Source organism: Pandoraea cepalis (assembly GCF_902459625.1).
Lineage (GTDB): Bacteria > Pseudomonadota > Gammaproteobacteria > Burkholderiales > Burkholderiaceae > Pandoraea > Pandoraea cepalis.
Window position 1 is genome coordinate 481414 of the sequence record NZ_CABPRY010000001.1, and the last position, 25951, is coordinate 507364.

22 protein-coding genes, 1 tRNA gene, 2 pseudogenes and 1 riboswitch are annotated in these 25951 nt (G+C 64.8%); of the genes and pseudogenes, 10 read left to right on the forward strand and 15 right to left on the reverse strand.

Features of this window, described 5'->3' with window-relative positions; translation table 11 throughout:
- Positions 1–92 precede the first annotated feature (92 nt).
- The 3 genes and pseudogenes from PCE31107_RS02125 to PCE31107_RS02135 form a co-directional block, all read left to right on the forward strand.
- Positions 93–782: a response regulator gene (locus PCE31107_RS02125; RefSeq protein WP_130024633.1), complete on the forward strand. Its 690-nt coding sequence runs from the start codon at positions 93–95 to the stop codon at positions 780–782.
- A 24-nt stretch (positions 783–806) separates the two neighbouring features.
- Positions 807–2249, forward strand: a complete 1443-nt coding sequence (locus tag PCE31107_RS02130; RefSeq protein WP_150606199.1) for a sensor histidine kinase — start codon at positions 807–809, stop codon at positions 2247–2249.
- A gap of 115 nt (positions 2250–2364) precedes the next feature.
- Positions 2365–3522 (forward strand): annotated as a pseudogene (locus tag PCE31107_RS02135) (cysteine desulfurase family protein); the annotation flags it as partial.
- Positions 3523–3571: 49 nt separating this feature from the next.
- Here PCE31107_RS02135 and PCE31107_RS02140 read toward each other — a convergent pair.
- A complete protein-coding gene (locus PCE31107_RS02140; protein WP_150606201.1) occupies positions 3572–3853 on the reverse strand; it encodes a hypothetical protein in 282 nt (93 codons plus the stop codon).
- A 57-nt stretch (positions 3854–3910) separates the two neighbouring features.
- Positions 3911–3989: riboswitch (Fluoride riboswitch) on the forward strand.
- Positions 3990–4097: 108 nt separating this feature from the next.
- Between PCE31107_RS02140 and PCE31107_RS02145 the strand changes: the two genes are divergently transcribed.
- Positions 4098–5435 (forward strand): voltage-gated chloride channel family protein, encoded by a 1338-nt coding sequence (locus PCE31107_RS02145; protein ID WP_150606203.1) that lies wholly within the window; start codon positions 4098–4100, stop codon positions 5433–5435.
- Here the strand turns inward: PCE31107_RS02145 and PCE31107_RS02150 are convergent.
- Positions 5432–6382 (reverse strand): DUF72 domain-containing protein, encoded by a 951-nt coding sequence (locus PCE31107_RS02150; RefSeq protein WP_150606205.1) that lies wholly within the window; start codon positions 6380–6382, stop codon positions 5432–5434. The genes PCE31107_RS02145 and PCE31107_RS02150 overlap by 4 nt on opposite strands.
- A gap of 177 nt (positions 6383–6559) precedes the next feature.
- Between PCE31107_RS02150 and PCE31107_RS02155 the strand changes: the two genes are divergently transcribed.
- From PCE31107_RS02155 to PCE31107_RS23895, 4 genes are all read left to right on the forward strand, one after another.
- Positions 6560–8644 (forward strand): ATP-dependent helicase, encoded by a 2085-nt coding sequence (locus PCE31107_RS02155; RefSeq protein ID WP_150606207.1) that lies wholly within the window; start codon positions 6560–6562, stop codon positions 8642–8644.
- A 131-nt stretch (positions 8645–8775) separates the two neighbouring features.
- Positions 8776–9546, forward strand: a complete 771-nt coding sequence (locus PCE31107_RS02160) for a bestrophin-like domain (protein ID WP_174966520.1) — start codon at positions 8776–8778, stop codon at positions 9544–9546.
- A 66-nt stretch (positions 9547–9612) separates the two neighbouring features.
- The gene (locus PCE31107_RS02165; RefSeq protein ID WP_130024640.1) at positions 9613–9894 is read left to right on the forward strand and encodes a DUF1653 domain-containing protein; all 282 of its coding nucleotides are present in this window, start codon (positions 9613–9615) and stop codon (positions 9892–9894) included.
- A 218-nt stretch (positions 9895–10112) separates the two neighbouring features.
- Positions 10113–10283 carry a DUF6726 family protein gene (locus PCE31107_RS23895; protein ID WP_425494707.1) on the forward strand — a complete coding sequence of 57 codons (171 nt, stop codon included), beginning with the start codon at positions 10113–10115 and terminating at the stop codon, positions 10281–10283.
- Between the two features lie 280 nt (positions 10284–10563).
- Here the strand turns inward: PCE31107_RS23895 and PCE31107_RS02175 are convergent, their stop codons facing one another.
- The 7 genes from PCE31107_RS02175 to PCE31107_RS02205 form a co-directional block, all read right to left on the reverse strand.
- The gene (locus tag PCE31107_RS02175) at positions 10564–11736 is read right to left on the reverse strand and encodes an alpha/beta hydrolase family protein (RefSeq protein WP_150606212.1); all 1173 of its coding nucleotides are present in this window, start codon (positions 11734–11736) and stop codon (positions 10564–10566) included.
- Between the two features lie 157 nt (positions 11737–11893).
- Positions 11894–13288 carry an HdeD family acid-resistance protein gene (locus tag PCE31107_RS02180; RefSeq protein WP_150606214.1) on the reverse strand — a complete coding sequence of 465 codons (1395 nt, stop codon included), beginning with the start codon at positions 13286–13288 and terminating at the stop codon, positions 11894–11896.
- A 216-nt stretch (positions 13289–13504) separates the two neighbouring features.
- Positions 13505–14839: an argininosuccinate synthase gene (argG, locus tag PCE31107_RS02185; protein ID WP_150606216.1), complete on the reverse strand. Its 1335-nt coding sequence runs from the start codon at positions 14837–14839 to the stop codon at positions 13505–13507.
- A 112-nt stretch (positions 14840–14951) separates the two neighbouring features.
- Positions 14952–15848: a LysR family transcriptional regulator gene (locus tag PCE31107_RS02190; RefSeq protein WP_150606218.1), complete on the reverse strand. Its 897-nt coding sequence runs from the start codon at positions 15846–15848 to the stop codon at positions 14952–14954.
- Between the two features lie 105 nt (positions 15849–15953).
- Positions 15954–16802, reverse strand: coding sequence for a DMT family transporter (locus tag PCE31107_RS02195; RefSeq protein ID WP_150606220.1), 849 nt, complete (start codon positions 16800–16802; stop codon positions 15954–15956).
- A 473-nt stretch (positions 16803–17275) separates the two neighbouring features.
- Entirely contained in the window at positions 17276–18250 is a 975-nt protein-coding gene (locus tag PCE31107_RS02200) for a pyridoxamine 5'-phosphate oxidase family protein (RefSeq protein WP_246181685.1), read from the reverse strand.
- A gap of 16 nt (positions 18251–18266) precedes the next feature.
- The gene (locus tag PCE31107_RS02205) at positions 18267–18956 is read right to left on the reverse strand and encodes a glutathione S-transferase family protein (RefSeq protein WP_150606222.1); all 690 of its coding nucleotides are present in this window, start codon (positions 18954–18956) and stop codon (positions 18267–18269) included.
- Positions 18957–19102: 146 nt separating this feature from the next.
- On the opposite strand from PCE31107_RS02205, the gene PCE31107_RS02210 reads away from it, so the two are divergent.
- Positions 19103–19996 carry a LysR family transcriptional regulator gene (locus PCE31107_RS02210; protein WP_150606224.1) on the forward strand — a complete coding sequence of 298 codons (894 nt, stop codon included), beginning with the start codon at positions 19103–19105 and terminating at the stop codon, positions 19994–19996.
- An 87-nt stretch (positions 19997–20083) separates the two neighbouring features.
- Here the strand turns inward: PCE31107_RS02210 and PCE31107_RS02215 are convergent, their stop codons facing one another.
- From PCE31107_RS02215 to PCE31107_RS02240, 6 genes and pseudogenes are all read right to left on the reverse strand, one after another.
- Positions 20084–20386 (reverse strand): hypothetical protein, encoded by a 303-nt coding sequence (locus PCE31107_RS02215; RefSeq protein WP_130024647.1) that lies wholly within the window; start codon positions 20384–20386, stop codon positions 20084–20086.
- A 305-nt stretch (positions 20387–20691) separates the two neighbouring features.
- A tRNA-Val gene (locus PCE31107_RS02220) sits at positions 20692–20768 on the reverse strand.
- Positions 20769–20852: 84 nt separating this feature from the next.
- Positions 20853–21641, reverse strand: a pseudogene (locus PCE31107_RS02225) (NYN domain-containing protein); the annotation flags it as partial.
- Between the two features lie 72 nt (positions 21642–21713).
- Positions 21714–23123, reverse strand: coding sequence for an MFS transporter (locus PCE31107_RS02230; RefSeq protein ID WP_217425176.1), 1410 nt, complete (start codon positions 23121–23123; stop codon positions 21714–21716).
- 98 nt (positions 23124–23221) lie between these two features.
- Positions 23222–23416 (reverse strand): DUF2783 domain-containing protein, encoded by a 195-nt coding sequence (locus tag PCE31107_RS02235; RefSeq protein ID WP_130024649.1) that lies wholly within the window; start codon positions 23414–23416, stop codon positions 23222–23224.
- 31 nt (positions 23417–23447) lie between these two features.
- The gene (locus PCE31107_RS02240; protein WP_150606225.1) at positions 23448–25136 is read right to left on the reverse strand and encodes an FAD-dependent monooxygenase; all 1689 of its coding nucleotides are present in this window, start codon (positions 25134–25136) and stop codon (positions 23448–23450) included.
- Positions 25137–25325: 189 nt separating this feature from the next.
- On the opposite strand from PCE31107_RS02240, the gene PCE31107_RS02245 reads away from it, so the two are divergent.
- Entirely contained in the window at positions 25326–25781 is a 456-nt protein-coding gene (locus PCE31107_RS02245; RefSeq protein WP_174966521.1) for a MarR family winged helix-turn-helix transcriptional regulator, read from the forward strand.
- Positions 25782–25951 lie beyond the last annotated feature (170 nt).

The window sequence follows — 25951 nt, forward strand, 5'->3', positions numbered from 1 at the left end:
TGGTAATTTGCCGAAACTTTCAATTCGCTTTCGATTTCGTATCGAAGCGGGCCCAAGCCCCCTTTTTTGGGTCATGGATTTCCCTAGGTCTCATGCGCATCCTGCTTGTCGAAGACAATCCGAGTCTGGCCAAATCGCTCTCCGAGGCGTTGACGCAGGCGCACTTCGCCGTCGATTGCATGCACGACGGCGAGGCTGCCGACCACGTGTTGCGCACGCAGGAATATTCGCTCGTGATTCTCGATCTGGGGCTGCCGCGTCTGGATGGCCTCGAAATTCTGCGACGACTGCGTGCGCGCCGTAACCGCGTACCGGTGCTGATTCTCACGGCGCATGGCTCGCTCGAGGATCGCGTGAAGGGCCTCAACCTCGGGGCCGACGATTATCTTTCAAAACCGTTCGAACTCGATGAGCTGGAAGCACGCGCTCGCGCGTTGATCCGTCGTGCCCAGCATCACGAGAGCGCCGATGTGGCGTGCGGACCGCTGGTGTTCGACGGCGTCGAGCGCAGCTTCCGTCTCGACGGCGAACTGCTGGCGCTCACCAAGCGCGAGCGAGCCGTGCTCGAAGTGCTGATCGTGCGTGGCGGACGTGCGATCAACAAGGAAGCGCTCTCGGAGAAGCTCTTCGGCATCGATGAATCCGTGAATCCGGACGCCATCGAAATTTACGTTTATCGCTTGAGAAAGAAGCTCGAAGGCAGCGGTGTGGCGATCGTCACGCTGCGCGGATTGGGCTATCTGCTCGAAGCGAAGGCGGGCGTGGCACCGCCTGCCGCCTGATCCGCGCGTCTGACGTCGCCCTGCATGTCGCAACCTAACCTTCGTCGCCAACTGGCGCTCTGGCTATTGTTCCCGCTGCTCGGGTTGCTCGCGCTTGACACCTGGCTGACCTATCAGCGCGCGATGAGCGCGGCCAATTCGGCGTTCGACCGGTCGCTGGAGTTTTCGATCAAGTCGATCCGCGAGGGCACGCAACTGATCGACGGTGAGGTGCAGGTCAATCTGCCGTACCTGGCGTTGGAGATGTTCGAATCGGATCGCGGCGGCAAGATCTATTACGTGATTCGTGAAGCGGGCGGCCGCGCGGTGACGGGTTATCACGATCTGCCGATGCCCCCCGTACGACTCGTGCCCGGGCCATACCACGCGGTGTTCTACGACGCCACGTATCGCGGCGAGACGCTGCGCATGGGAGCGCTGCAACTGCCCGTGCACGACGTGCCGAACGCGCAGACGCGTGTCGTGTGGATCGTCGTGGGTGAGACGACGGAGTCTCGCCACGAACTGGCGCGTCAGATTCTTACAGGCGCGCTGCAGCAGGAGGTGCTGCTCGTTGTGTTGGCGCTTGCCATCGTCTGGCTGGGCGTGACGCGTGGGCTGCGGCCGCTGAATCGGCTGTCCGCCAAGGTGGCGGCGCGCGATGAAGACGACACGACACCGCTCGACAATGTCGATCTGCCGACCGAGGTCAAGCCGCTCGTCGAATCCATCAATCAGTATGTGGGCCGCGTGGGCCGCATGCAGGCCTCGCGACAACGGTTTTTCGCCGACGCGGCGCACCAGTTGAAAACACCGCTCGCGATCATTCAGGCAGAGTCTGAACTCACACTCAGGGAATCGCTCAATGCCGGGGCGCGTGAGCGTGTGGAGCGACTCAATCATGCGGTGAAGCAGGCCGCGAAGAGCGTTCGGCAATTGCTGTCGCTGTCGCGTCTGGAGGCGGAAGGCGGCCCGCCGGTGGCGATGGTGCGGCTACGGCTGGACGATTTGGCGCGCAGCGTGGCCCTCGACTGGTCGCCGGTGGCGCGCTCGCGCGGGATCGATCTGGGCTTTGAGCATGACGGGCCGGTGCCGGTGGTGGCGCAGCGCGAGTTGCTGTCCGAGTTGTGCGGCAATCTCATCGATAACGCCATTCGTTATGCCGGCGACGGTGCTGTCATCACGGTGCGCACCTGGTGTGATGGCGATGTGCCGGTGCTGCAAGTCATCGACAACGGCCCCGGCATTCCCGAGTGCGAGCGTGAGGCGGTGTTCGAGCGTTTTTATCGCCGCGAGCACGATGGTTCGGCCCCGCAAGCGGTCCAGACTGCGGATGGTTCCGGGCTGGGACTCGCCATCGTCAGGGAAATCGTTCGGATGCATCGTGCCGATGTGTCGCTCGGCGATGCGCCCGGTGGCGGACTCGAGGTGACGGTGCGATTCCCAGCCAGCGACGGTGCTCAATCACGCCTGGAAGGAAATTCCTGATTTCGTTGAATTTTGGGAAGAAATTTGCCTGAATCGTCCGGTCAACGGGGGATTTCGCAAGCCTTTTCTCGTTCGCGGCGCGTACGATCGGTGCACTTTTTATCCGGGGCCGATCATGCGCGAGAGAGAACCACTCCATTACTTCGATTACGCGGCCACGACGCCGGCGGATGCCGCCGTGATTGCCGCCATGGCCGATTGTCTCGGGGTGGACGGCGTCTTCGGCAACCCGGCTTCGAGTTCGCATGCGGCGGGCGTGAGGGCGCGCCGTCTGGTGGAGCACTCGCGGGCCCAGGTGGCGGCGCTCATTGGTGCCGAGGCGGCCGAGATCGTGTGGACGTCCGGCGCGACCGAGTCGAACAATCTCGCACTCAAAGGCTATGCGGAACGCGGGCAGTCGCGCGCACATTTCGTGACGAGCGCGCTTGAACACAAGGCGATTCTCGACACGATGGCGTGTCTGGCATCGCGCGGCGCATCCGTCACGTATCTGACGCCGTCGGCCACGGGCGAGATCACCGCCGATGCCGTGGCGGCGGCGTTGCGGCCCGACACCGGACTGGTGTCGGTCATGCTCGTCAATAACGAACTCGGCACGCTGACGGACGTGGCGGCCGTCGCGAAGGTGGTGCATGCGGCCGGGGCGTTGCTGCATGTCGATGCGGCGCAGGCGCTTGGCAAGACTCCCATCGACGTCAAGGCGATGGGCATCGACCTGATGTCGATGTCGGCGCACAAGGTCTACGGCCCCAAGGGTATCGGTGCCCTATACGTGCGCCAGGAGGTCATGACGCGCATCGCCCCGCAGATGCATGGCGGCGGTCACGAGCGAGGCCTGCGCTCCGGCACGCTGGCGACGCATCAGATCGTCGGCATGGGCACGGCATGCGAGCTTGCCATGCAGGCCATGACGACCGATAACGCGCGCATCGCGCAACTGAGTCGCCGCCTGCTCGATGGCGTACTGCGGCTCGACGGCATCGTGCACAACGCCGCGGCGGCGCAGCGTATCCCTCATACGTTGAGCCTGACGGTGCGGCATCCGGGTTTCGCTACCTTCATGCTCAACGGCAACCTGGCCGTGTCGTCGACGTCGGCCTGCAACTCGGCGTCGGGGCAGCCGTCTCACGTGCTGAGTGCCATGGGTCTCGACAACGACGCCGCGAGCCGCACGGTGCGTGTGAGCCTCGGGCGCTTTACGACCGAAGCGTCGGTCGATTTCGCGACGGCGTGCTTCGAGCGTGTCGTCGGTCAGTGCCGGGCATTGGCCGCCTGAGGGTAGGGATCGGACCGGTAGTGACGCGGGCGCTGCGCTCGGCGATTCAGTACGACCCTGTCGGCTGCGGCGGGTCGCGGTACCAAACAGCGTCGCAGTCGTCTTCACGCATGTAGGGCTCGACGTCGAGTTTGGCATTGCGCGCAAGGATCCGCTGCGCCGTGGGCGTTGCGCAAAGCAACGCACGGGTGGCGTCGTTGAGATTGGCGATGATATCGGGCACAGAGGTGCCGGCTTTGACGACCGCCCGCTCGGGGTCGTAGCTGCCCATCAAGTGCAGGAAATCGATCGCGCGCTCGCCAGAGACTGCCGTGAATATCTCCGGCATTTCGGCGCATCGAATGTCACGCGTTGTTAGGGCTTGCGCTTCCTGATAGCATGTCGGCTGCTTCACGGAGATGGCATACCTCCGGCGTTCGTTTCGCAAACCGCCCCTCCCCGGGGCTGATGATGCCTGCAAGATCCTGGCGTGCCGGGAGGTTGCGGGTTATGCGTGCGAGCGTTTCTCTCATTCTCGGCAGTGTTCAGGCAATTTGTCGACGGCGTCGCTCGTCCCCCCCCTGTTGGACACCATGAAGATGCTTCAAGACTCTCCCTTGCGCGACTTGTTCGGCGTGTTGCCGCGCGCGGCACGCGCCAGTTCGCTCGCGGCGCTCGTCGGCATCATGGCCGGCAGTGCGTCGGCCCTGTTTCTTGTCGCGCTGGATCTCGCGACCGAGACGCGTCTGGCTCACCCGTGGCTGCTCGGGCTGCTGCCCGTTGCCGGTTTCGCGGTGGGCTGGCTCTATCTGCGGCTCGGCGCGAGCGTCGAAGCCGGCAACAATCTGCTGATCGACGAGATTCACGATCCGCGGCGTGTCGTGCCGTTGCGCATGGCGCCGCTGGTGTTGTTCGGCACGGTTGTCACGCATCTGGTCGGCGGGTCCGCCGGGCGAGAGGGCACGGCCGTGCAGATGGGCGGCGCGCTGGCCGACCAGCTCACGCACGTCTTTCGTCTGTCCGGTGAGCAGCGTCGTGTGCTGCTGATGTCGGGCATCGCCGCAGGGTTCGCCTCGGTTTTCGGCACGCCGCTCGCCGGCGCCGTGTTCGGCCTGGAGGTGCTCGCCATCGGACGCCTGCGCTACGACGCCCTGTTGCCGTGCCTCGTCGCGGCACTCGTGGGCGACGCCGTCACGCGCGCCTGGGGCGTGCATCACACCGTGTACACCATCGCGCCCGGCGCGTTTGCCGCGTCGATGTCGATCACCGGAGCGCTCAGTGCCGCTGCCGCTGGCGTGTTGTGCGGACTCGCCGGGATGGCGTTCGCGCAGGCAACGCACGCAACGTCGGCCTTCATGAAGCGGCGTATCGCCTACGCCCCGCTGCGTCCATTCGCCGGCGGGCTGCTGGTCGCCGTGGCGGCCACAGTGCTGGGCACGCCGCAGTACCTCGGGTTGGGCATCCCGACCATCGTCGACGCGTTTCATACGTCGTTGCCGTGGTATGACTTCCTCGGCAAGGCGGTCTTCACCGTCGTCACGCTTGGCTCGGGCTTCAAGGGCGGGGAAGTCACGCCGCTGTTCTATATCGGCGCGACGCTGGGCAACGCGTTATCGCATGTGTTGACGTTGCCGGCGGCGGTGCTCGCGGGCGTCGGTTTTGTCGCCGTGTTCGCTGGTGCGGCCAACACGCCCATCGCCTCGACGTTGATGGCCATCGAGATTTTCGGCCCGCAGATCGGGGGCTATGCCGCGATTGCATGCGTGCTGGCGTACCTGTGTTCGGGGCATACAGGCATCTATCGCGCGCAACGCGTCGGGTCTGGCAAGCACGGACCCGTACCGGAAGGCGCGCGACTCGGCGACCTGCCCGCATGGCGCAAGTCGCTCAAGGCAAGCGACCGGCCGACCGACGATGCACAGCACCCCTAAAGGTTGCTGCTCGCAAGCGTCGTGAGCGTGCGCGCGAACGCCGACGCGTTGTTCATCCCCTGATCTTCGTGGTTCGTATTGAAGAGGACGTGCGTGTCGTCGACGGTCGCGGCCAGTCGCTGGACGCGCGCCGAGATGTCGATCAACTCGCTCGCGCTGTACTCGTAGACGAAGCGTCCCGAGGAGGCGGCGACGCCCCGTCGGTTCCAGGCGGCGGCATTGCGGCCATGCAGGCGGACGACGCACAGATCGTCGCGCGTTGTCGCCCAGACCGCAGGCACGGTGTTGTCGAATCCGCCGGGGCTGTCGACGATGGTGTGGGCCGCCCCTGTCTCGCGCAACATGGCCAGCGTGGCGGCTTCGCGCGACGGCGTGTCGAACCAGCTACGGTGACGAAACTCGACGGCGTGCCGTTCGCCATCGAGCCGACGCGCGGTCTCGAAGACCTGCGCCCGCCCTGCGCGGTCGTTCTGCACGCGCGGGGAGAACTGGAAGTGAATGGCCGCCAGTCTCCCGCACTGACGCAACGGCTCGATGGCTTCGAGATAGCGTCGCCAGAGTTCGTCGCGAAGTTCCGCGGGGAGGTCGTGCGGCGCGAGCGATCCAAGCGACGCAAGCGGGCCATCTGGCCCTGCGCTTGCGTCGTCCCCCGCACCCAGCGCCTGCGCGATATCGCGCGGCAGTGCCGCGCGCGGCGTCGTATGGCCGGTGAACGCCCGAAATGCCTTGATGTGAAAGCGAAACGACGGGGGCGTGCGTTGCGTCCAGCGCCATGCCATGGCGGCGTCGGGCAGCCGGTAGTAGCTGCTGTCGACCTCGACCAGATCGAACTGCGACGCGTAATGACGCAACCGCGCCTCGGGCGTATCGACGCCCGGCGGGTAGAACCGTCCGCACGCGATGAGCGTCGGATCGGTCCAGGACGAGGTGCCGGTACGAATCGTCATGAGGTAGATAAGTGGGCCGTCCGACGGGCGACAGCCGGAATTCGTCCCAATTTCCGAACGGGTTCCGAGGAGGCTCGATGGGCGTCGAAGCCATCGTTATAATGTATAAATATACAGTACTCGATGAGCGTACTTGCGGGCCACGGCCTGCATTTTCATGGCGCTCCCAGACCTCGCATGTCCGAACAGACGACCGCCCCTGCCCGCGATCCGTGGGCCGAACTCAACGACCGCCAGCGCGAAGCCGTCGACTACGGTGTCGGTGACGATGGCGCGCCCGGCGGGCCATTGCTCGTCATCGCCGGCGCCGGCTCGGGCAAGACCAGTACGCTTGCGCATCGCGTCGCCAACCTCATCGTGCGCGGGGCCGACCCCAACCGTATCTTGCTGCTCACGTTCTCGCGTCGTGCCGCCGGCGAAATGGAGCGACGCGTGGGCGCGGTGCTGCAAAAGGTGCTGGGGCTGGCGTCGTCGCAACCGCCGTCGCTACCGTGGGCCGGCACGTTTCACGCCATTGGCGCCCGCATTCTGCGCGATGTGGCAACGCGCATCGGCCTGTCGGAAGCGTTCACCATTCACGACCGCAGCGATGCCGAGGATTTGCTGGGCCTTGCGCGCCACGACCTCGGCTTGTCCGCCACGCAGTCGCGCTTCCCGCTCAAGGGCACATGCCTCTCGATCTATTCGCGCGTGGTGAACAGTCAGGCGCCGCTTGCGGAAGTGCTCGCGAAGCACTTCCCATGGTGCGCGCAATGGGAGGCGCAGCTCAAGACGCTCTTCGGTGCCTACGTCGACGCGAAGCAAGCGCAGCACGTTCTCGATTACGACGATCTGCTGCTGTACTGGGCCGAGACGATGAGCGCGCCGGAACTCGCGCGCGAACTGGGCGAGCGCTTCGACCACGTGCTCGTCGACGAATACCAGGACACCAATCGGCTGCAGGCGCAGATCCTGCTCGCGATGAAACCCGACGGGCGCGGCCTCACCGTCGTGGGGGACGATGCGCAGTCGATTTATGCGTTCCGCGCGGCCACCATCCGAAACATCCTCGACTTTCCCGGGCAATTTGCCGAGCCCGCCCATGTCGTCACGCTCGAGCGGAATTACCGTTCGACACAACCGATTCTCGATGCGTCCAATGCCGTCATCGCCGAGTCGAACGAGCGCTACGCGAAGGCATTGTGGACCGATCGGCAATCGACGCATCTGCCGCAACTCGTCAATGTGAGCGACGAGTCGGGACAGGCCCGCTGGGTCGCGGATCAGGTGCTCGCCCAACGTGAGACCGGCACCCGATTGATGCAGCAGGCGGTGCTGTTCCGCACCGGTAGCCATAGCGCGGCGTTGGAACTGGAACTCACACGCCGCAATATCCCGTTCGTGAAATTCGGCGGCTTGAAGTTTCTCGAAGCGGCGCACGTCAAGGATATGTTGTCGATCCTGCGTTGGGCGCACAACCCGGCCAGCCGGTTGTCGGGGTTTCGTGTGGCTCAGTTGATCCCCGGCATCGGGCCCGTGAGCGCGACGCGTTTGCTCGACGCCATGTCAGCCTCCGCCGCGCCCGCGCAGGTGCTCGCGGGCTTCAAGCCGCCGTCGGCGGCCGCTGCCGATTGGCGCGCGTTCGTCGACGTCTTCATCGCGTTGCACGACACGCGGCTGTCGTGGCCGGCCGATGTCGATCTGGCGCTGCGCTGGTATGCGCCGCTGCTGACACAACGCTTCGACGACGCGGCCGTGCGCCAGGCGGACCTCGAACAGCTCGCCCGCATTGCGGGCACGTATGGGTCGCGTGAGCAGTTTCTGACCGAGCTGACCCTCGATCCTCCCGACGCCACGAGTGCGCAATCCGGCCCGCCGTTGCTCGACGAGGACTACCTGATTCTGTCGACGATCCACAGTGCGAAAGGGCAAGAGTGGCGCTCGGTCTATGTGCTCAACGTCGTCGACGGCTGCATTCCGTCCGACATGAGCACGGGCGACGACGAGGACATCGAGGAAGAGCGTCGGCTCTTGTATGTGGCGATGACGCGCGCGAAGGAATCGCTGCAACTGGTCGTGCCGCAGCGGTTTTATGTGCATCAGCAAACGGGAATGGGCGATCGCCACGTGTACGGCACGCGCAGCCGTTTCGTCTCCGACACGATGTTGCCGCTGTACGAAATTCTCCCGAAGCCGCGCGAGGGCGAGGTGCCGCGAAGGCCGGTGGGCGACGTGACCGTGCATATCGATGTCGCTCGCAAGCTTCGTAACGCGTGGTCTTGAGGCCGTATTGCGCGCATCAGGTATAGTCGCCGCATCGGCGGCGGTGCAGGGCTTACCGTCGCCTTGAAAGTTTCGCAAAGCTTTGTCGAGACGGATGCGGGGGAACGCGAATGCAATGGGTGGTGAACCACATGACGTTGATGCCGACGGGGCTGTTGCTCGTCAGCATGGCCATCGGCACGGCGCTGCTCGCCGTGGTCGTCGCGTGGCTGGCGCGTGTCTGGCTGTTCGATCGATTGGCCGATCCGTCAGAGGTGCGCGGCACGGTATCCGATGTCGTCCACGGTAGCCTGCTCGCGTTCATCGTTTTCGTGCTCGCCCATGTGTTGACCGACGTGCGTGCCAACCTCGGCCATGCGGACGATCAGGCGCTGCGCGAGGCGTCGGTGGTCCGACGTCTCGATCGAGAACTCAAGGCGGTTGGCGACAGCGATGCACAGGCGGCGCGCGTATTGCTGCGCAGCTACGTGACGTCCGCCGTCACCGACGAATGGAAGACGTTGAGCACCGCCGACCCGGATCTGTCGCCCGTGACCGAAGCGGCATTGACGGCGTTTGTCGGGGCTACGCGCCGGGTGGTCGCGAAACACGAGGACAGCGCCAGTTCGATCCGGACCTTGCTCGATCGGTTGGAAGAGGCCCGTCAAGGACGTTTCGAAAATTCGACGAAAACCGTGCCCGACGTGTTCTGGTGGGTCATCGCGCTCTTCATGCTGGCGGCCATGGCGATGAACGGCCGGTATCCGGGCTCGTGGAAAAGCCATTTCATCATCGCGATCCACATGGGCGCGATCGGGATGGTGATCGCGTTGATCATCAACCTCGATGAGCCGTTCCGTGGCGCTTCGGGCATCTCGCCTGCGCCGCTCGCAAAATCGGTAGGGATCGCGCTGCCGCGCTGACGCGGAACTTCAGCGAGCATTTTTTGCCGGACCGTATCCGGTTGTGGTCAGCAGGAGAAGAGAACGATGGTATCGAATGTGTCCGCGTCGTCGGCGGAATCCACGCCGGAAATCGAGGCGTTCCGCCCGGGTGTCTACCGTCACTACAAAGGCAATTGTTATCTCGCGCTAGGCGTCGCCCGCGCCGATGAGACCGATGAGCCGGTGGTCGTCTATACGCGGCTGTACCCGCGCGAAGGGCTACCCATGAGCACCCGTCTGTTGCGCATCTGGAATGAACCGGTGGAGACGGACAGCGGTCCGGTGCCGCGCTTCACATACATCGGCCACACGACGCCTGCTGCCTGAGCCACGTCGCCTCGCTCGCTTTGCGACGCCCGGGGCAAATCACATGAACGACTGGCCTTCCGCCCTTATCAGGACACCCCCTAATGACGCTGCGCCCCCCGATGCCCCATCCCACCATTGACGCTTCGCGCTCCCGCCCGGTAACGGTCGACGGGCAATCGCTCCGCACGCCCGACGTGGGGGACGCGACATTGGCGTCGAAACCCGCCCCGCGCAATCTGCGCCGGTGGTGGGCCTTGTTCGCGATTCTTCCGTTCGTGACGTCGGTGTCAGGGTGTGGATTGATGGCTGCCCCCTGCCGGGTGGCGTCGGCGGGGCTGAAGGTCATTCCGGGCGTGGGGGGCGTGCTGGCCACGCCGACGGACGCGTGTGCGGCTGCTATCGACTGAGTGCGCTGGGTCATGACCGCGCCGGACGGTCGAGCGAATTCCGGCCGCAGAAAAAAAGAAAGCCCGCGAATGGCGGGCTTAATCCATATCAGGAGGAGACATGGAGGAGACGAGTTCAGTATAGGACGTCGTGCTGCGACGCACCATATGTAATTTTACGTAGTTACCCGCATGTTGCATTTATGCAACGCAAAATAATCACAATAAAATCAGCTGCTTACAGTTGCTCCCCATAAGTCTTTCCACCTTCCCGACTCAAAACTTCGAGGCATCCCTCTAATTATTGTGCGTGCGCACCCTTTCTTTTCGATATGAGGTCGAGGACGAAGGGTACCGAATCGCGCAGCGAGGGATTGACGGTCGCATCGTGATCGAGCCCTTCGTACGTACGCACCACGGTGGTGGTTCCCGCTTGGGCCACATCGCGCGCAAATGCTTGTTGCATGATGACCGGCACGTCGATGTCGTTCATGCCCATGCCGATGAACACCGGATGCTTGATGTGCAGCGTCGGGTAGCGCAGTGACGGCGTCTGGTTGTCGAGCAGCTGCTGGATGTCCGGCTGCATGCTGTTGCCCGCATTCAGGCCGGCGGCCGTGGAGCGATCGGTCAGTTCGTCGATGCAAAGCGTGCGGGCTTCGTTCAGCACAGGCAACGCCTGCGGTGAGAAGTAGCGCGACGCCTGCATCGTCGGATCGCGGTCGGCCGCCGACAGGAACAGGTACATCGCGTACGGAATCTTCGGATCCGGCGCGCCCGGATCGGGTTGGCTCGCGAACAGCATGGCGGCCGACGTCTGCGCGTTGAAATACGGCGTGCCCGTGAGCACGGTTGCAATCACTTTGACGTCCGGCGCGTATTGCGGCTGATAACCGGCGGCCGAGAACGCCGCGTGTGCGCCCTGCGATTGCCCGACGAGGACGACGCGGTTCTGCAACGGGAAGACGCTGCGTGCAGCCAGCAGGCTGTCGAGCACGCTGTAGGCTTGCGCACGCGAATTCAGATAATGGTGCAGCCCGGGCGAGCCCAGACCCGCGTAATCGGGGGCCACGATCGCGAAGCCGAGCGAGAGCCACGTGCCCAGATATTGCATGTCGCGCTGGCTGCGCACGTTGAGCGACGGCGCGCACGCGCTGGCGACGCCCACCGTGCCGTGCGCCCACACAACGACCGGCCAGCCACCGGGCGGTGTCGGTCCTTTGGGAAGGAAGACGGCGCCCGTGTCTTCTCGCGCTTCAATGCCACCCACGCCATCGATGGAACTGTAACGAATGCGGAATTGCTCGCCGGCCTCGGGCAAGCCGTGGTCGGCATCGAGCGGCTGCCGGTCGACGATGGCACCGTGCGGAAGGGTGGCGGGCGCGGTTTCGGGCGTGATCGCGTGGGCCGCGCGGCCGATGACCAGACTGGCAAACAGGGCGGCGCTGATAAAGCGCCACAGGCGATGGAACATGCTGAACTGTCCTCGTATTGAGTTGTGCTTCTGAAGCATGCGTGAGTGAAGCTCACGCGTCGCCCGCGGACCTGCTGCCACTGCCTTGCGTCGTACCCATGACGTTACGCCGTCGCCATTCAGATGTCTCGGGCGTTTCCGTGTTCCGTCGGCCATGCTACGGCCGATTTTCCTGCGCTTGTGCGACGCTCGCCTGATCGGCGGCCTCCCGCCACGCGCGACGCGCCCGGCGCATGCGCCGCAGCGCGAGCGACGACATCGTGATCCAGCCAAACGGACGTGGATCGACGAGCATGCTCACGGCACGCGCGTAATCGAGCACCAGACCCGGCGTCCACGCCATCGTCTCGGCTCGCTTGCGCAGTTGCGCGGCGACCCACAGCTCGGGCGTGAGCCACAGGCGCACGAAGGTCCACCACCCGGCATCCGCCCCGCCGGGCAGTTGACCCACGCGGCCTTCGATCGCGGCCTCGAGCGCCTTGGCCACACTGCTCGAGCAGTTGCGGTGCGTGAGGTTATAGGTGGCGTTCTGACGGTAAGCCTGCCAGAACGTGCCTAGCTGACGCGGGCTGTAGTTGCGAATGCGCACCTTGACGGTGGACGCACACCACGCCTTCGATTCCGTTGCATAGTCCGGCTGGAACACGCCGGGGACGTCATTCTCGCGCGTGGCGCGCAGCAGTTGCCCGAATTGATCCGGAGAACGGTCGATTTCCTTGGCGGGATACAGACTCACATACACGCCTTCGTGACTCTCCAGCGCGGCGTGACCCGTCGAGATCACGCCATTCCCGTCGACGGCGGCGATATAGCGATCGATGACCGGGTGACGGCGCGCTGGGGCCTTGGACGAGCCCGATGGTGTCCAGACGTGTACCGTCAACGCGGGTTCGCCGTCGGCGGGCGGGCCCTCCCAGCGCGGTGCGCGGGGACGATGCTTCCACAAGCCGCGTTTGTCGCTGGGGCTGCCGAGAATCTGCTCGACGCGGAAGTCGCGGCGCAGGCGCCGCGCGCGCATGGCGAGGACCAGTAAGTTCCACCCGGTGAACGCGAGCCCCAGCCCGATGGCGTAGGGCAAGGTGCCCTTGTAGTGCGTCGGATACGGCTGATAGAAGAAGATCGCCACGGCAATCTCGACCAATCCCCCCGCCGTGGCCCAGCCCCAGCGCGGATACCGCACGACATAGGCCGCCACGCATTGCAGCAGTCCATCGGCAAGGAATAGCGTACCGAACAGCATCGACAGCCAGAAGTTACCGTGCTGTTGATGAAAGAAGAGCACCAGCAACGCGGCGAGGGTGAAGGTGCCGCCCTTGAGTCCGCGCACGATGCGCTGGCCACCGACGCCGATGCTGACAATGGCCAGCGTCGCCAGGCCTTCGAGCAGCAGCAGCCAGGCGAACACGTTGAGCGGGAAGTGCACCACGCCGTCGAGGGCATCGACGATCAGCGCCAGCCCGAAAGCGAAGAAAATCGCCCCGATCCAGATCAGGGCGAGGGCGCGGCGGCGCAAGTAATCGACGCCGAGCAACAGCAATATCAAGCGTACCAACGCAAGGTCTCCATCGCATGCGCCTGTCCGCGAGACGGGACACGGCGCGCACCCCGAATGCGTGAGGATTGGGGATGTGGCTGATTTTGACGCTATCTTAGCGCGTGAACCGTGACAGACCAAAAACAAAGGCGGCGCGCTCCTTTCAGGGCGCGCCGCCTGTTGTGGCGGGCGATACTCGCAGCGCCCCGAAAGGCACCGCGAGTGTTGGCCGACTCAGTCCTTCTTGGTTTCGAGCTGCGGCAGGGCGTCGTCGCTCGATGCGGTGAGCAGACCGGCCTTGGCGTAGGTCATGAGCTTCTCGCGCGTATCGACGATGTCGAGCGTGCGCATCGTGAGCTGGCCGATACGGTCGAGCGGCGTGAACACCGAGTCGCCCTTTTCCATCGTCAGGCGCTCGGGCTTGTACGTCAGGTTCTGCGACGTCGTGTTGAGCAGCGAGTAATCGTTGCCGCGACGCAGCTCGATGGTCACTTCGCCGGTCACGGCACGTGCCACCCAACGCTGTGCCGACTCGCGCAGCATGATGGCTTGCGGGTCGAACCAGCGGCCCTGATACAGCAGACGGCCCAGGCGGCGGCCATTCTCGCGATATTGCTCGATGGTGTCTTCGTTGTGGATGCCGGTGACCAGGCGCTCGTACGCGATGAACAGCAGCGCGAGGCCCGGGGCTTCATAGATGCCACGGCTCTTGGCTTCGATGATGCGGTTCTCGATCTGATCGCTCATGCCCAGACCGTGACGGCCGCCGATGCGATTGGCTTCCTCGAACAACTCGACGGCGCTCGCGAACGTCTTGCCATTGAGCGCCACCGGCTGGCCTTCTTCGAAACGCACGGTGACTTCTTCGGCCTTGATCGCGCAGTCGTCGCGCCAGAACGGCACGCCCATGATCGGCTGCACGATCTTGATGCCCGAATTCAGATGCTCGAGGTCCTTGGCTTCGTGCGTCGCCCCGAGCATGTTCGAGTCCGTCGAATAGGCCTTCTCGACCGACATCTTGTAATCGAAGCCGTTGGCGATCAGGAATTCCGACATTTCCTTGCGGCCGCCCAGTTCATCGATGAACGTCTGGTCGAGCCACGGCTTGTAGATTTGCAGGCCCGGGTTGGTCAAGAGACCGTAGCGGTAAAAGCGCTCGATGTCATTGCCCTTGTACGTGCTGCCATCACCCCAGATGTTGACGTCATCTTCCTTCATTGCCGCGACGAGCATCGTGCCCGTGACGGCGCGGCCGATCGGCGTGGTGTTGAAGTACGTGACGCCGGCGGTCGAGATATGGAACGCACCCGATTGCAGGGCGGCGATGCCCTCGGCCACGAGTTGCGCACGGCAGTCGATCAGACGGGCGTTCTCGGCGCCGTAACCCATGGCGCGGCGCGGGATTTCGTCATAGTCCGGTTCGTCCGGCTGACCCAGATTGGCCGTGTAAGCGTACGGAATCGCGCCCTTTTGGCGCATCCAAAGCAGCGCAGCGCTGGTGTCGAGACCGCCCGAAAAGGCGATGCCGACTCGTTGTCCCGTGGGAATGTGTTGCAGAATCGTGGTCATCGGCGTGGAAAAGCTGGGTTTTTAACCTGTCAAGTATCCCTGTCCGGGCTATGGATGGTCAAGTCTGACGGCCGATTCCCGTGCGTCGGGACGCCAAACATCGCCCAAAGGGTCACCACTGAGTACCGGCCACGCTGCATGCGGACGACAGGAAATCGGAAAACGCGCGAATCACGAGTGATGCCTGACGATGCTGCGGATAGACCACGTGGATTGCCGACGGGGCGGGCGCGAACGTGTCGAGGACCGTGACCAGCCGCCCGCTCAGCAAGGCGGGCGCGACAATGAACACCGGCAGCCACGTGATGCCGAGCCCGGCCACGGCGGCGTCGCGAGCCAGTTCGCCGTTGTTCACGCGCAGGCGCCCGGTCACCGGAATCTCGACCGGATGACCGTCTCGCGTATAAGTCCAGCTCACGCGCTGGCTATGCCCATAGGGCAGCAGGGCGTGCTCGCGCAGCGCTTCCGGCGTTTGCGGCGCATCGTGCGCCTCCAGATACCGCGGGCTGGCGCAGGTCACCATGCGCATGGGCGCGACCGCCCGGCCGATCAGCGACGAATCGGCCAGTGCACCGATGCGCACCGCCACGTCGTAGCCTTCGCCGATGATGTCGACGGTGCGGTCGTTGAGTTCCAGTTCGATGGTGACGTCCGGATAGGTCGTGAGAAACGACGGGATGACCGATCCGAGAAACATCGTGCCGAATGACATGGGGGCGGAGACCCGGAGATTGCCACGCGGGCGCTCCGCTTGACTGCTCACGGCGAGGTTGGCCGCCTCCACGTCGTCGAGAATGCGCCGCGCGCGCTCGTAATAGACGCGGCCGAGGTCCGTGACCGCGAGTCTCCGCGTCGTCCGCAACAACAAACGTACGCCAAGCGCCTGCTCCAGCGACGAGATGCGGCGGCTCACGAACTGTTTCGACAGGCCGAGCTTCGCCGCCGTGCCGGTAAAGCTCATGGCATCGACCGCGGTGACGAAGATCCGCATGTCGTCGAGTAAATCCATCCGCAAGCTCCCAGTCATAAGAAGATCCAGGTGACAACGAGGGGATTCACCCCAGCATTGTCACCCGGTAGCCGACAATCTTAGCCGAGATGACGCGCGAGCGGCCTATCGAAGCGCCAATCGCAGTCCCAGCAGGATCGCGGCCGTGCCTGCGACGGCGAGCGCCGTGGGACGGTGGCCGAAGATGCCCCAGTCGAGCAGCGCCGTGACCACGGGCACCAGATAGAACAGGCTGGTGACGGAGACGAGATTGCCCGTGGCGATCATGCGGTAGAGCAGCAGCGTCGCGCCGACCGAAATCACGAGCGCCATATAGAGCAGCGGCAACCAGAAACCGAGCGACGCGTCGACGTGCCACGGTTGCGTGGGCACGACGAGCAACGCCAGCGCGAACCCGACCGCGTACTGCAGCGGCAGTACGTCGAGCGGCGTTTGTCGCGAGCCTTTCTGCGCGAGGGTACCAAGCGTCATGCACGCCAGCGCGGCCAGCGCCCACAGCGAGCCCGCCGCCGACAGTCGCGCCGACATCAGGCTTTGTGCGACGACCAGCGCAAGACCGGCCAGGGCGACGGCCAGCCCGGCGAGACGTTGCACGCTATGCGCCCGCTCCAGCGCCACCAGCGTGAGAATCGGCTGCACGCCCAGCACCGTGGCGAGTGCGCCGGGTGTGATGCCATGCGAGAGCGCCAGCAGGTACGCCGCCTGATAACCACCAATGAGCAGCACGCCCGTGCCTGCGACTTGCCATCGGGTGCTCGCGGCCGGCCACCATTGACGGCGCGTCAGTGCGATGAGTGTGAGCGCAGCCAGCGCCACCCCCAGCCGAATGACAAGAAACGCAAACGCCGACGCATGCGCCAGCCCCCATTTGGCAGCCAGTGCGCCGCCGCTCCATAGCAGAACAAACAAGAGCGTGGCGCCGTGCCGGCGCCACGCGAGACCTTCTGATTGCATCGATCTTCCCCTGAACAGGATGTCCAGCCTGCCGGGGCGCCACGTCAGGGGAACCGGCTCAACGTTGCCGGTTCCCCTGACGCGATGTCGGCGCCGGTGCGACATGACAACGTGTCATGTCGCTCGACGCACGATGCGCGGACAGGCGGATCGAAACTGAAATTCGGATGAAAAGGAATTGAGCCGGGCGACGATCGCCCAGCGCGCCAACGGTGGCGTCAGGCCACGGCGCCGACGACTGCGACCACCCCAGCGGGGGGTGCCACGCCTGCAGGCGGGGGAGGCGCGACTGCCGCAAAACGTCCGCGCAGCCGTGAGCCCACCGCGCGTTGCGGCGGTGCTACGGCAAGTCGGAGGGACGTGTGAGCAGTCATGGATCGATGAGAAGAAAAGCGACGCCCGTCACTCGACGGGCGTGAACACACTTTACACGGTGCTTTTGAGGACGGCAAGCACGAGACCAACACATGACGTCACGCCGTTGGCCACGCGCCCGTGCGATCGACGCTCGGCGACGTCTCGCCATCGCGCCACGCGGCCGGCAGCGCACCATGCACGCGCCGAACCTCGCGCACCCGCATGCGCACAAGCCGCTGTGCGCCGGCGAAGCCGCTCGCCGTTTCGTCCTGCCAAAGAATTTCCGCGTCGCCTGCCACGTGCAGAAGGTCGCCCGACGCAAAGTCGACGAACACCAGTCCCGCCCTCGGATTGGCGTGCAAATTGCCCAGCGTGTTGTAGTAGGCGTTGCCACGGAAGTCGGGCCACGTCAGCGTGTTGGCATCGTCGACACGCACGAAGCCCGGCTTGCCGCCGCGATGCGAGACGTCCGTGCCGGCGCTGCGATCGGTCGCGCCGTCGCCCGCGTAATGCGTGGCGATGAAGAACGTGTCGGCGCTGGCGATCTGCCATTGCGCATCGTCGTCGAGCGATGTCTGCGGCGGCTCGGCAAGCGCCGGTGCGGCGTGCGCTTGCGGCGTGACGTCGCGTTTGTGGATGTATTGGGGGCAGTTGCCGAAGCTCTGCGCAACGCGAATCGCAAAGCCTTGCGCATCCGCGTCGACGACCTGTCCGTTCACACGATTGCGACGGCGTGTTGACGGCTCGAGCCCCAACACGCCCACCGGCGCGCCTGGCGTCACGGCGCCGTACAACGGATCGGTAGCGGGCGGCAAGGCATTCACTCGCAGCAACGTCGGGTCAGGCGCCTGGGCGAACCCTGGCGTGCCGCTTAACAGCGTTGCCCAGGGCTGCCCCCGCGCGTCGAGCGCACCCACGACCAGAAACGGCAACTGCGCGAAGAACTGACGATGTTGATCGGGCATCGCCGTGCGGATCACCCGCGCCCCGACATCCGCTATCGCTTCGCGCGAACCGGCCAGTGTCTGCACAGCGATTTCGCCTGCATGGAACGGCGACGTGGGCACGGACGATGATTCGGATGCATTCATGATGTCCTCCCGAGGCTCAGGCGGCGTTCAAGCCGCAAGCGCTCGACACCATTGGCACGAAGCGCGGCAGTGCGGCTACACGGGCCAACCACGCAAGCACGGCCGGATACGGTTCGAGCGAGACGTTGCCCTCGGGCGCATGCGCGAGATACGTGTAACACGCCACGTCGGCGATCGTCGGCGTGGCGCCCGCGAGAAACGGCGTCGCCTGCGGTGCCGACAGGTAGGCCTGCATGCGCGACAGGAGCAGTGTGGCGCGCTCGATCATGGCCGTGGCATCGATGGAACGCTTGAACACGACCACCACGCGCGCGGCCGCCGGCCCGAAGGCCAGATCGCCAGCGGCCACCGACAGCCAGCGCTGCACCGTGGCGGCCGTCACGGGGTTGCGGGGCAACCAGGTGCCTTGTGCATCGTAACGGCTTGCGAGGTAGACGAGAATCGCATTCGAATCGGCGATCACCTGCCCGTCATCGTCGATGGCGGGTACTTGCCCGAACGGGTTGACGGCGAGAAACGCCGGTTGCTTGTGCTCGCCGGCCATGAGGTCGATGTCGATGGTCTCGTACGGCAGATCCAGCAGGTGCAGCATCAGTTCGACACGATGGCAATGGCCTGACAGCGCATGCCGATACAGGCGAATCGGACGTGTCGGGCGCAAGGACGGGACAGGCGAGGGGGCGTGCGTTTCAGCGGGGTGGGCCATGAAATGTCTCCGATGGTGAGCGAGGCCGCGTGAGTCCTGCTCTCAGGTGTGTCGCGCGATGGACCCATTCTCCATCAAGCCGATTTTTGGATAAATGCCGAAGAGTTGATTTGACTGCTCCAATATTCGGAGTAATGATGCGCGGTATGGATAAACTTCGTGCCATGCAGACGTTCGTTGCCATTGTCGATCAGGGCAGCCTGAGTGCGGCGGCGCGCGCGCTCGATTCCTCGCTCCCCGCGGTCGTGCGCACGCTGGCGGCGCTCGAAGCATCGCTCGACGTTCGGCTGCTCAATCGCACCACGCGCCGCATCGCGCTCACCGAAGAGGGGCGAACGTATCTCGACACTTGTCGCCAGATCCTGAGCGAACTCCAAGAGGCAGAAGCGCGGCTGGCCGCGCGGCACGAGGCGCCAAGCGGCACACTCGTGGTCACGGCGCCGGTGCTTTTCGGGCAGTTGCACGTCGCGCCCGCGCTATATCGCTTCCTGCGCGCCTACCCAGCCGTCAAATGTCGTCTGTTGCTCAACGATCGCGTGGTGAATCTCTGGGAGGAAGGCATCGACGTCGGGATTCGCATCTCGCCGCTGGACGACTCCACGCTCGTAGCGCAAAGCCTCGGGGCAATTCGTCGCGTGGTGGTGGCGAGTCCGGCGTGTCTGGTCGAGCAAGGGGAAGTGATGCACCCGCGCGACCTGGCGGGCAAAAATTGCATCCGCTCGCAGGGTGGCGGTTTTGGACAGTGGCGGTTCTGGGAGGGAGGGCGCGAGTTCGTCGTGCCGGTCGATGGCAATCTCGAGGTCAGCCATGGCCTCACGGCCATCGACGCGTGCCTGGACGGGCTGGGCTACGGCTGCTTCCTCTCGTATCAGGTCGCTGCACCGATGGCCGACGGCCGTCTCGTGCGCGTGCTCAAGGACTACGAAGGACCGGCGCGGCCGGTCAATATCGTGTATCCCCACGCGCGACTGTTGCCCTCGCGCACGCGCGTGTTCGTGGAGTGGATGAAGCGGGAGTTGCGCGACGTGTCGATGCGATGAACAAAAGAACGCGGAAAGCGACAGTGCCGCTTCCCGCGTAAAAAGCCCGCCGACGCCAATCGGCGGACCGCTTCGTTCGTTGTGGGATCAGTCGTCGTCGCCGTGACGCCAGCCCCAACCGCGGTGGTGGCCGCGATCGTGACGGTCTTCCCAGCGGCGATCACGCCAGTCGTCCCAGCGGTCGCGACCGTAGTAGACGACCGGGCTCGGCGCTTCGTACATGGGGCGCGGCTGCACATAGACAGGCTGCGGTGCCACGTAGACCGGCGGCGCTTCAACCACAGGCATGGGCAGGCCCAGATAGACGCCAATGTCCGTACGGGCCGACGCCGCGCTCGAAGCGACGGCGGCGGCAGCACCAAGGGCAGCGACGATAAGCATGCGTTTCATGATGTCCTCCAATGGCGCTCGCAGGTCGATGCATCGGTTGATGGCATGGCGCGACTGCGTGCGCGTGGGCAATGAAGCCAGTGAGTCGGATCGATTCGCGACGGCGGTGCAAGCGGGGAAGCTTTCCCGTCCAGATGCCAGTCGTCGAACCATTGAAGCCAGTGTATCGATGACCCCGCGCAGCAGGTGCTACCAGTTTGTCGGGGATGTGTCGTTTTGTAACGCGGGCAATGGCCTGCGCGCGGTCGCGGAAAAAACAAAAGGCGTTACGCGAAAACGCGCAACGCCTTGTGCTTTTGATTCGTTGGTAGGCTCGATTGGACTCGAACCAACGACCCCCACCATGTCAAGGTGGTGCTCTAACCAGCTGAGCTACGAGCCTAGAAAGACCGCGAGTATAGGGGGAATTCCGGAACCTGACAAGTGTTTCGCGCGATATCGTCGAAAAAACTTTCGAGTGCGCTCATTCGCCGCGTTTCGCCGTGCCGCGCCTGGGCTTGATCCGTACCCAGAGGCTCTTGTTCCCGCCGCTGCCCGTGCGCTGCTCGACCTCGAACAGGCCGATGGTCGTCACGAGGTCGCTCAGCTTGCCGAAGCCGTAATTGCGCGCGTCGAAGTCCGGCGCCTGTTTGGCGATATGGCTGCCGATGGGGCCAAGGCTCGCCCACCCGTCCTCGTCCGATACGCCGGTCACCGCGTTACGCAGCAGTCGCACGAGGCGCGTGTCACGCTTCAGGTCCGACGCGCTGCGGCGCTTGCGCGGCGCCGGCGCGTCGTCGTCGTCGTCCCGCTCGTCGTCGTGACGCAGCAATTCCGTGTAGATGAACTTGTCGCAGGCGGTGACGAACGGTTGCGGCGTTTTGCGTTCGCCGAAGCCATACACGATCAGTCCCTGCTCACGGATGCGCGAGGCGAGTCGTGTGAAATCGCTGTCGCTCGAGACGAGACAGAAACCGTCGAAGCGTCCCGTGTAGAGCAGATCCATCGCGTCGATGATCATGGCGCTGTCGGTGGCGTTTTTGCCGACGGTGTAGCGGAACTGCTGGATCGGCTGGATCGAGTGTTCGAGCAGGCACTTCTTCCAGCCGTCGAGATTGGGTTTGGTCCAGTCGCCGTAGATGCGCTTCACGCTCGCCACGCCGTACTTGGCCACTTCGGTGAGCAAGCCCTCGACGATGGCGGGTGCGGCGTTATCGGCGTCGATCAGAACGACGAGCGTGGGGCCTTGAGCGGCCACGGCGGGGGTCACTGGCATGACGGGGTTCCTTGAACGCGAAGACGTTTCGCATTATGGCCCGGAACGGCGTCCGCCATGCCTTGACCGGGATCAGCAGTTGCCGCGACGCTGCCCCAGCGGTGCGAACCACAGCACCGCAATGCCCACGAGCAGGCTCGCGGCAGCGAACATCAGGCCCGAGGTGAACGAATGCGTCCAGTCCTTGAGCGCGCCCACGACAATGGGACTGAGCGCCGAGCCGAGATTGCCGACGGCATTGATGACCGCGAGTCCGAGGGCGCGCGTATGCGGGGCGAGACTGCGGTCGGGCACCGTCCAGAAGATCGCCATGGCGGTGTAGGCGCCGGTCGATGCCATCGCCACCCCGGCGAGGCGCATTGACGGCTCCGGCGCGAAGCACGTGACGACCCAGCCCGCCGCGGAGAAGAGCATGGGCAGCACGAGGTGCCAGCGGCGTTCCTGCAGCCGGTCGGAGCGGCGTCCCCACCAGATCATGCCGGCTATCGTGCAGACCGATGGAATCGCCGCGAGCAGGCCGATGGTCACGTTACTGCTCGTCGTGCCGAAGCTCTTGACGATCTGCGGAATCCACAACGATGCCAGCGAGAGCGTATTGACGAGACAGAAGTACCCTAGCGCGAACTTCGCCACGCTAGGTGTGAGGACGGCGCGCCACATGCGGTTGCCGGCGTGCGCCGCACTGCCCGTCTGTTGGGTGAGCGCGGCGGCGCGGTCGCGGGCGATCATCGTATCGAGCGTGTGCTTTTCGGCAACGCTCAACCAGCGTGCATCGGCGGGCTTGTCGTCCAGGTACCACCAGGTGACGACGCCGAGCAACACCGTCGGCAGTCCTTCGAGCACGAACAACCACTGCCAGCCGGCGAGTCCGCCCACGCCGTCAAGCCGCAGCAAATAGCCCGATGCGGCGGCACCAAGTGCGGACGTCACCGGCATGGCGATCATGAACCAGGCATTGGCGCGTGCGCGCGCGCCCGAAGGGAACCAGTCGCCCATGTAGAGCAACATGCCTGGCAGGAAGCCCGCCTCGGTAATGCCGACGATGGCGCGAATGAGATAGAGGCTCGTGGCATCGTGCGCGAACATCGTGGCGCTCGACGCGAAACCCCACGCGATCAGAATCGTGCCGATCCAGCGACGCGCGCCGACCTTCACCAGCATCAGATTGCTCGGCACACCGCACAGCACATACGTGAGGTAGAACACGGTCGAGGCCATGCCGAACATCGTGCTCGTGAGCTTCAGATCCTGGCTCATCGTGAGCGCGGCGAAGCCGACGTTGATGCGATCGAGAAACGAAAACAGAAACAGCACGAACAGGAAACCCAGCAGGCGGCGCGAGACCTTGCGTACGACTTCGCGCTCCAGGGCCTCGTTCGGAAGAGACGGCGACGCCGGCGTGCCATCGAGGGCGACAGCGGCGGGCGATGCGGATGCAGCGATTCCGCCGGCGATACCGGCGGCAGACGTGATACGACTCATGATGGGTGTCTTCTCCAACGCTCCCCGCCTCGAATATTGTGTGGCGGTGTGATGAAAACGGGCCCGCCATCGAGGGCGGACGCCGAAGGGAACCGTGCTTATTCCTGCGCGCTGCGGGCGGCCTGCTCAATGCAGTCGATCACGCGCTGCGGATCGTCGATCTCGTGTGCCAACAGCAGAACGACCTTGGCGAGCAGCAGCTCGCGCTTGTCGTGCGGTGCGGCGTCGATGGCCAGCGCGAGGGTGTCGTAAATCTCCTCGAGTCCAGCGATGGCGGTTTGTTGGGCGGTCATGGCAGAAAGCTTCCTTGTGTGACGTGACGGCTCAGGCGTGGGCCGTCGCCTGTGCGAGCGCGCTGGCAAGACGCGTGGCATCGAGCTGCTGCCAGCGGGCGCAGACATGATGATCGGGACGCACGAGGTACGCCGTGCCGTTGGCGGCACCGTATTTCGTCGCGGCATGGCCTGTCGGATCGGGCAGCGTGAGGTCCGCGCCCGTCACGTCGCCTTGCGACGATGAGAACGCGATGACCTTCACGGGCACACCGCGCTCGCGCCACGTCACGAGTTCGTGACGCACGGTGTCGTCGAGCGGGATGTCGCCAAACGTCAGCAGATGGAACGCGGCGCCGAGATGGTCGTACAGATAGTCGTTGTCGCCGAGCTTGACGTTCGGGGCTGGCGCACCGACGCCCGGCCCCGCCGTCATCCGCGCGTTGTCGTCGTTGGCGCTGTTGAGCGGCGAGTCGCGATAATCGTGCGCGCGCGAGGTGCGCCAGTGGAACAGCGGCCGCACGAATTCGTGATCGAGCGAGAGATCGAGCACGGCGTCGCGCAACACACGGAAGCCATGTGAGGGGGGCGTCATGAAGCGCGTGCTCTTGCCGGCTTCCGCGATGATCTCGCGCGCCGCGCCCACGCGGTCGTGCGTGTATGACGCGAGCAACGAGGCCGGTGCCGCACCCTTGGCAACCGCGGCGAGTTTCCACGACAGATCGATGGCGTCCTGGAAGCCGGTGTTGGCCCCGCGCACACCGAAGATCGGCAGCAGGTGAGCGGCGTCGCCCGCGAAGAGAATGCGTCCGTGGACATAGTCGGGCAGCGTGAGCGCGCGCGCCGAATAGACCGAACACCAGTCGAGTTCCCACGGCGTGCCGCCGAGCCCCATCATGTCGAGCTGCGCATCGATGCGCTCGCGAATCGTCTCCGGTTGCAGCGCGTGCTCGGACGTCTCCGACGCCGGCAACTGATAATCGACGCGCCAGATGCCATCCGGCTCGCGATGCATGAGCACCGTGTTGCCGGGATTCCAGTCGGGGGCGAAGTATGCCAGGCGCTCGGTGGGCAGATCGAGATCGATGCGGATGTCGGCGATGACGAAGCGGCCTTCGTAGCTCGCCCCTTCGAAGCGCAGGCCCAGCGCGGTGCGCACCGTCGAGCGCGCACCGTCGGCGGCGACGAGCCAGCGCGTGCGTTGCGTGTACTCGCCGTCGGGCGTGTCGATCCGCAGGGCCACGCCGTGCTCGTCCTGTGTGAGCCCGACGAGCTTGTTGCCCCATCGCATCTCGATGAGCGGCTGGCGCTCGACGGCATCCACCAGATAGCTCTCGAGCACGTTCTGTTGCAGGTTGATGAGCGGCGCGAAGCGGTCGTCCTCATCCACCGGCGATTCCATGCGGAAGACCCGCTGACCGCGATAGTACGAATTGCCGCTGGTCCATGGCAGGCCCTTGGCGAGCACGGCGTCGGCCACGCCCACGGCTTGCAGAATCTCCTGCGAGCGACGCGTGAAGACGATGGCGCGGCTGCCTTCCGAGACTTGCTGCTCGGCCTGAAGCACGACACAGCGCACCCCGTGGCGTGCCAGCGCGAGCGCCGTGACCATGCCGATGGGGCCACCGCCCACGACGGTGACAGGGACATCTGGGGTTGTCTCGCCCTGCGGCGCAAAATGCGGATGGACGCGGTACGCGTGATAAAGCGACGCGCGCGGGGTGGTCTCTGGTCGATGCATGATGCGGCACCCAAAAATTCAGCTCGGCGCGTGCGCAGCGGGTCTCGTGTCAGCGGGGAGACGCCGGATGCGCAGCGCGAATGGCGAAAGCGCCATCGAGCATATAGTTGCTAACGCAACCATTCTAGTGTGCTAATGTTGCGCTCGCAACCAAATATCGACCCTTTTCGACTAGGGAAAAACACTGAGATGCGGCCTGTCCACGAATCGCTCGACCAGTTCCTGACGTACAAGATGCACCGCCTGATGAAGCAGCACGACAAACGTATCGCGCAGTCGTATGCGGACACGGCGCAATTGAGCCTGGCCGAGTCGCGCGTGTTGGCGGCGGTGGGCACGGCGGGGGCGTTGTCGAACTCGGAGCTGGCGCGTCGCGCGAATCTCGACAAGAGTCAGGCGAGCCGGGGGGCGGACGGGCTGGTGTCGCGTGGGCTGGTGCGTCGTGCGCCGGACGAGCACGACGGCCGCGCGGTCAAGGTCACGCTCACGCCGGAAGGCGAGCGAGTGTGGCGCGTGGTGATCGATGCGGCGCGTGCCCACTACGACCGATTGTTCGACACGCTGACCGACGACGAGATGTGCGTGTACGAGCAACTGCTCGACAAACTGCTGCTGCGCTCGGACGAACTCGACGGACAAGGCTGATCGATCCCGCCGAGGGCATGCGCTACTTGCCGCGCGCCACGGAAAACGGAAAGGGCAGCCGCGTGGAACCGCTCCCAAAAGATCGGGAGGGGCGGACACGCAGATGCCCTTTTGCTCAGTTGCGATACACGTACATCGAATTCGTCAAAGCCATCGCCCTGCACGCGCGA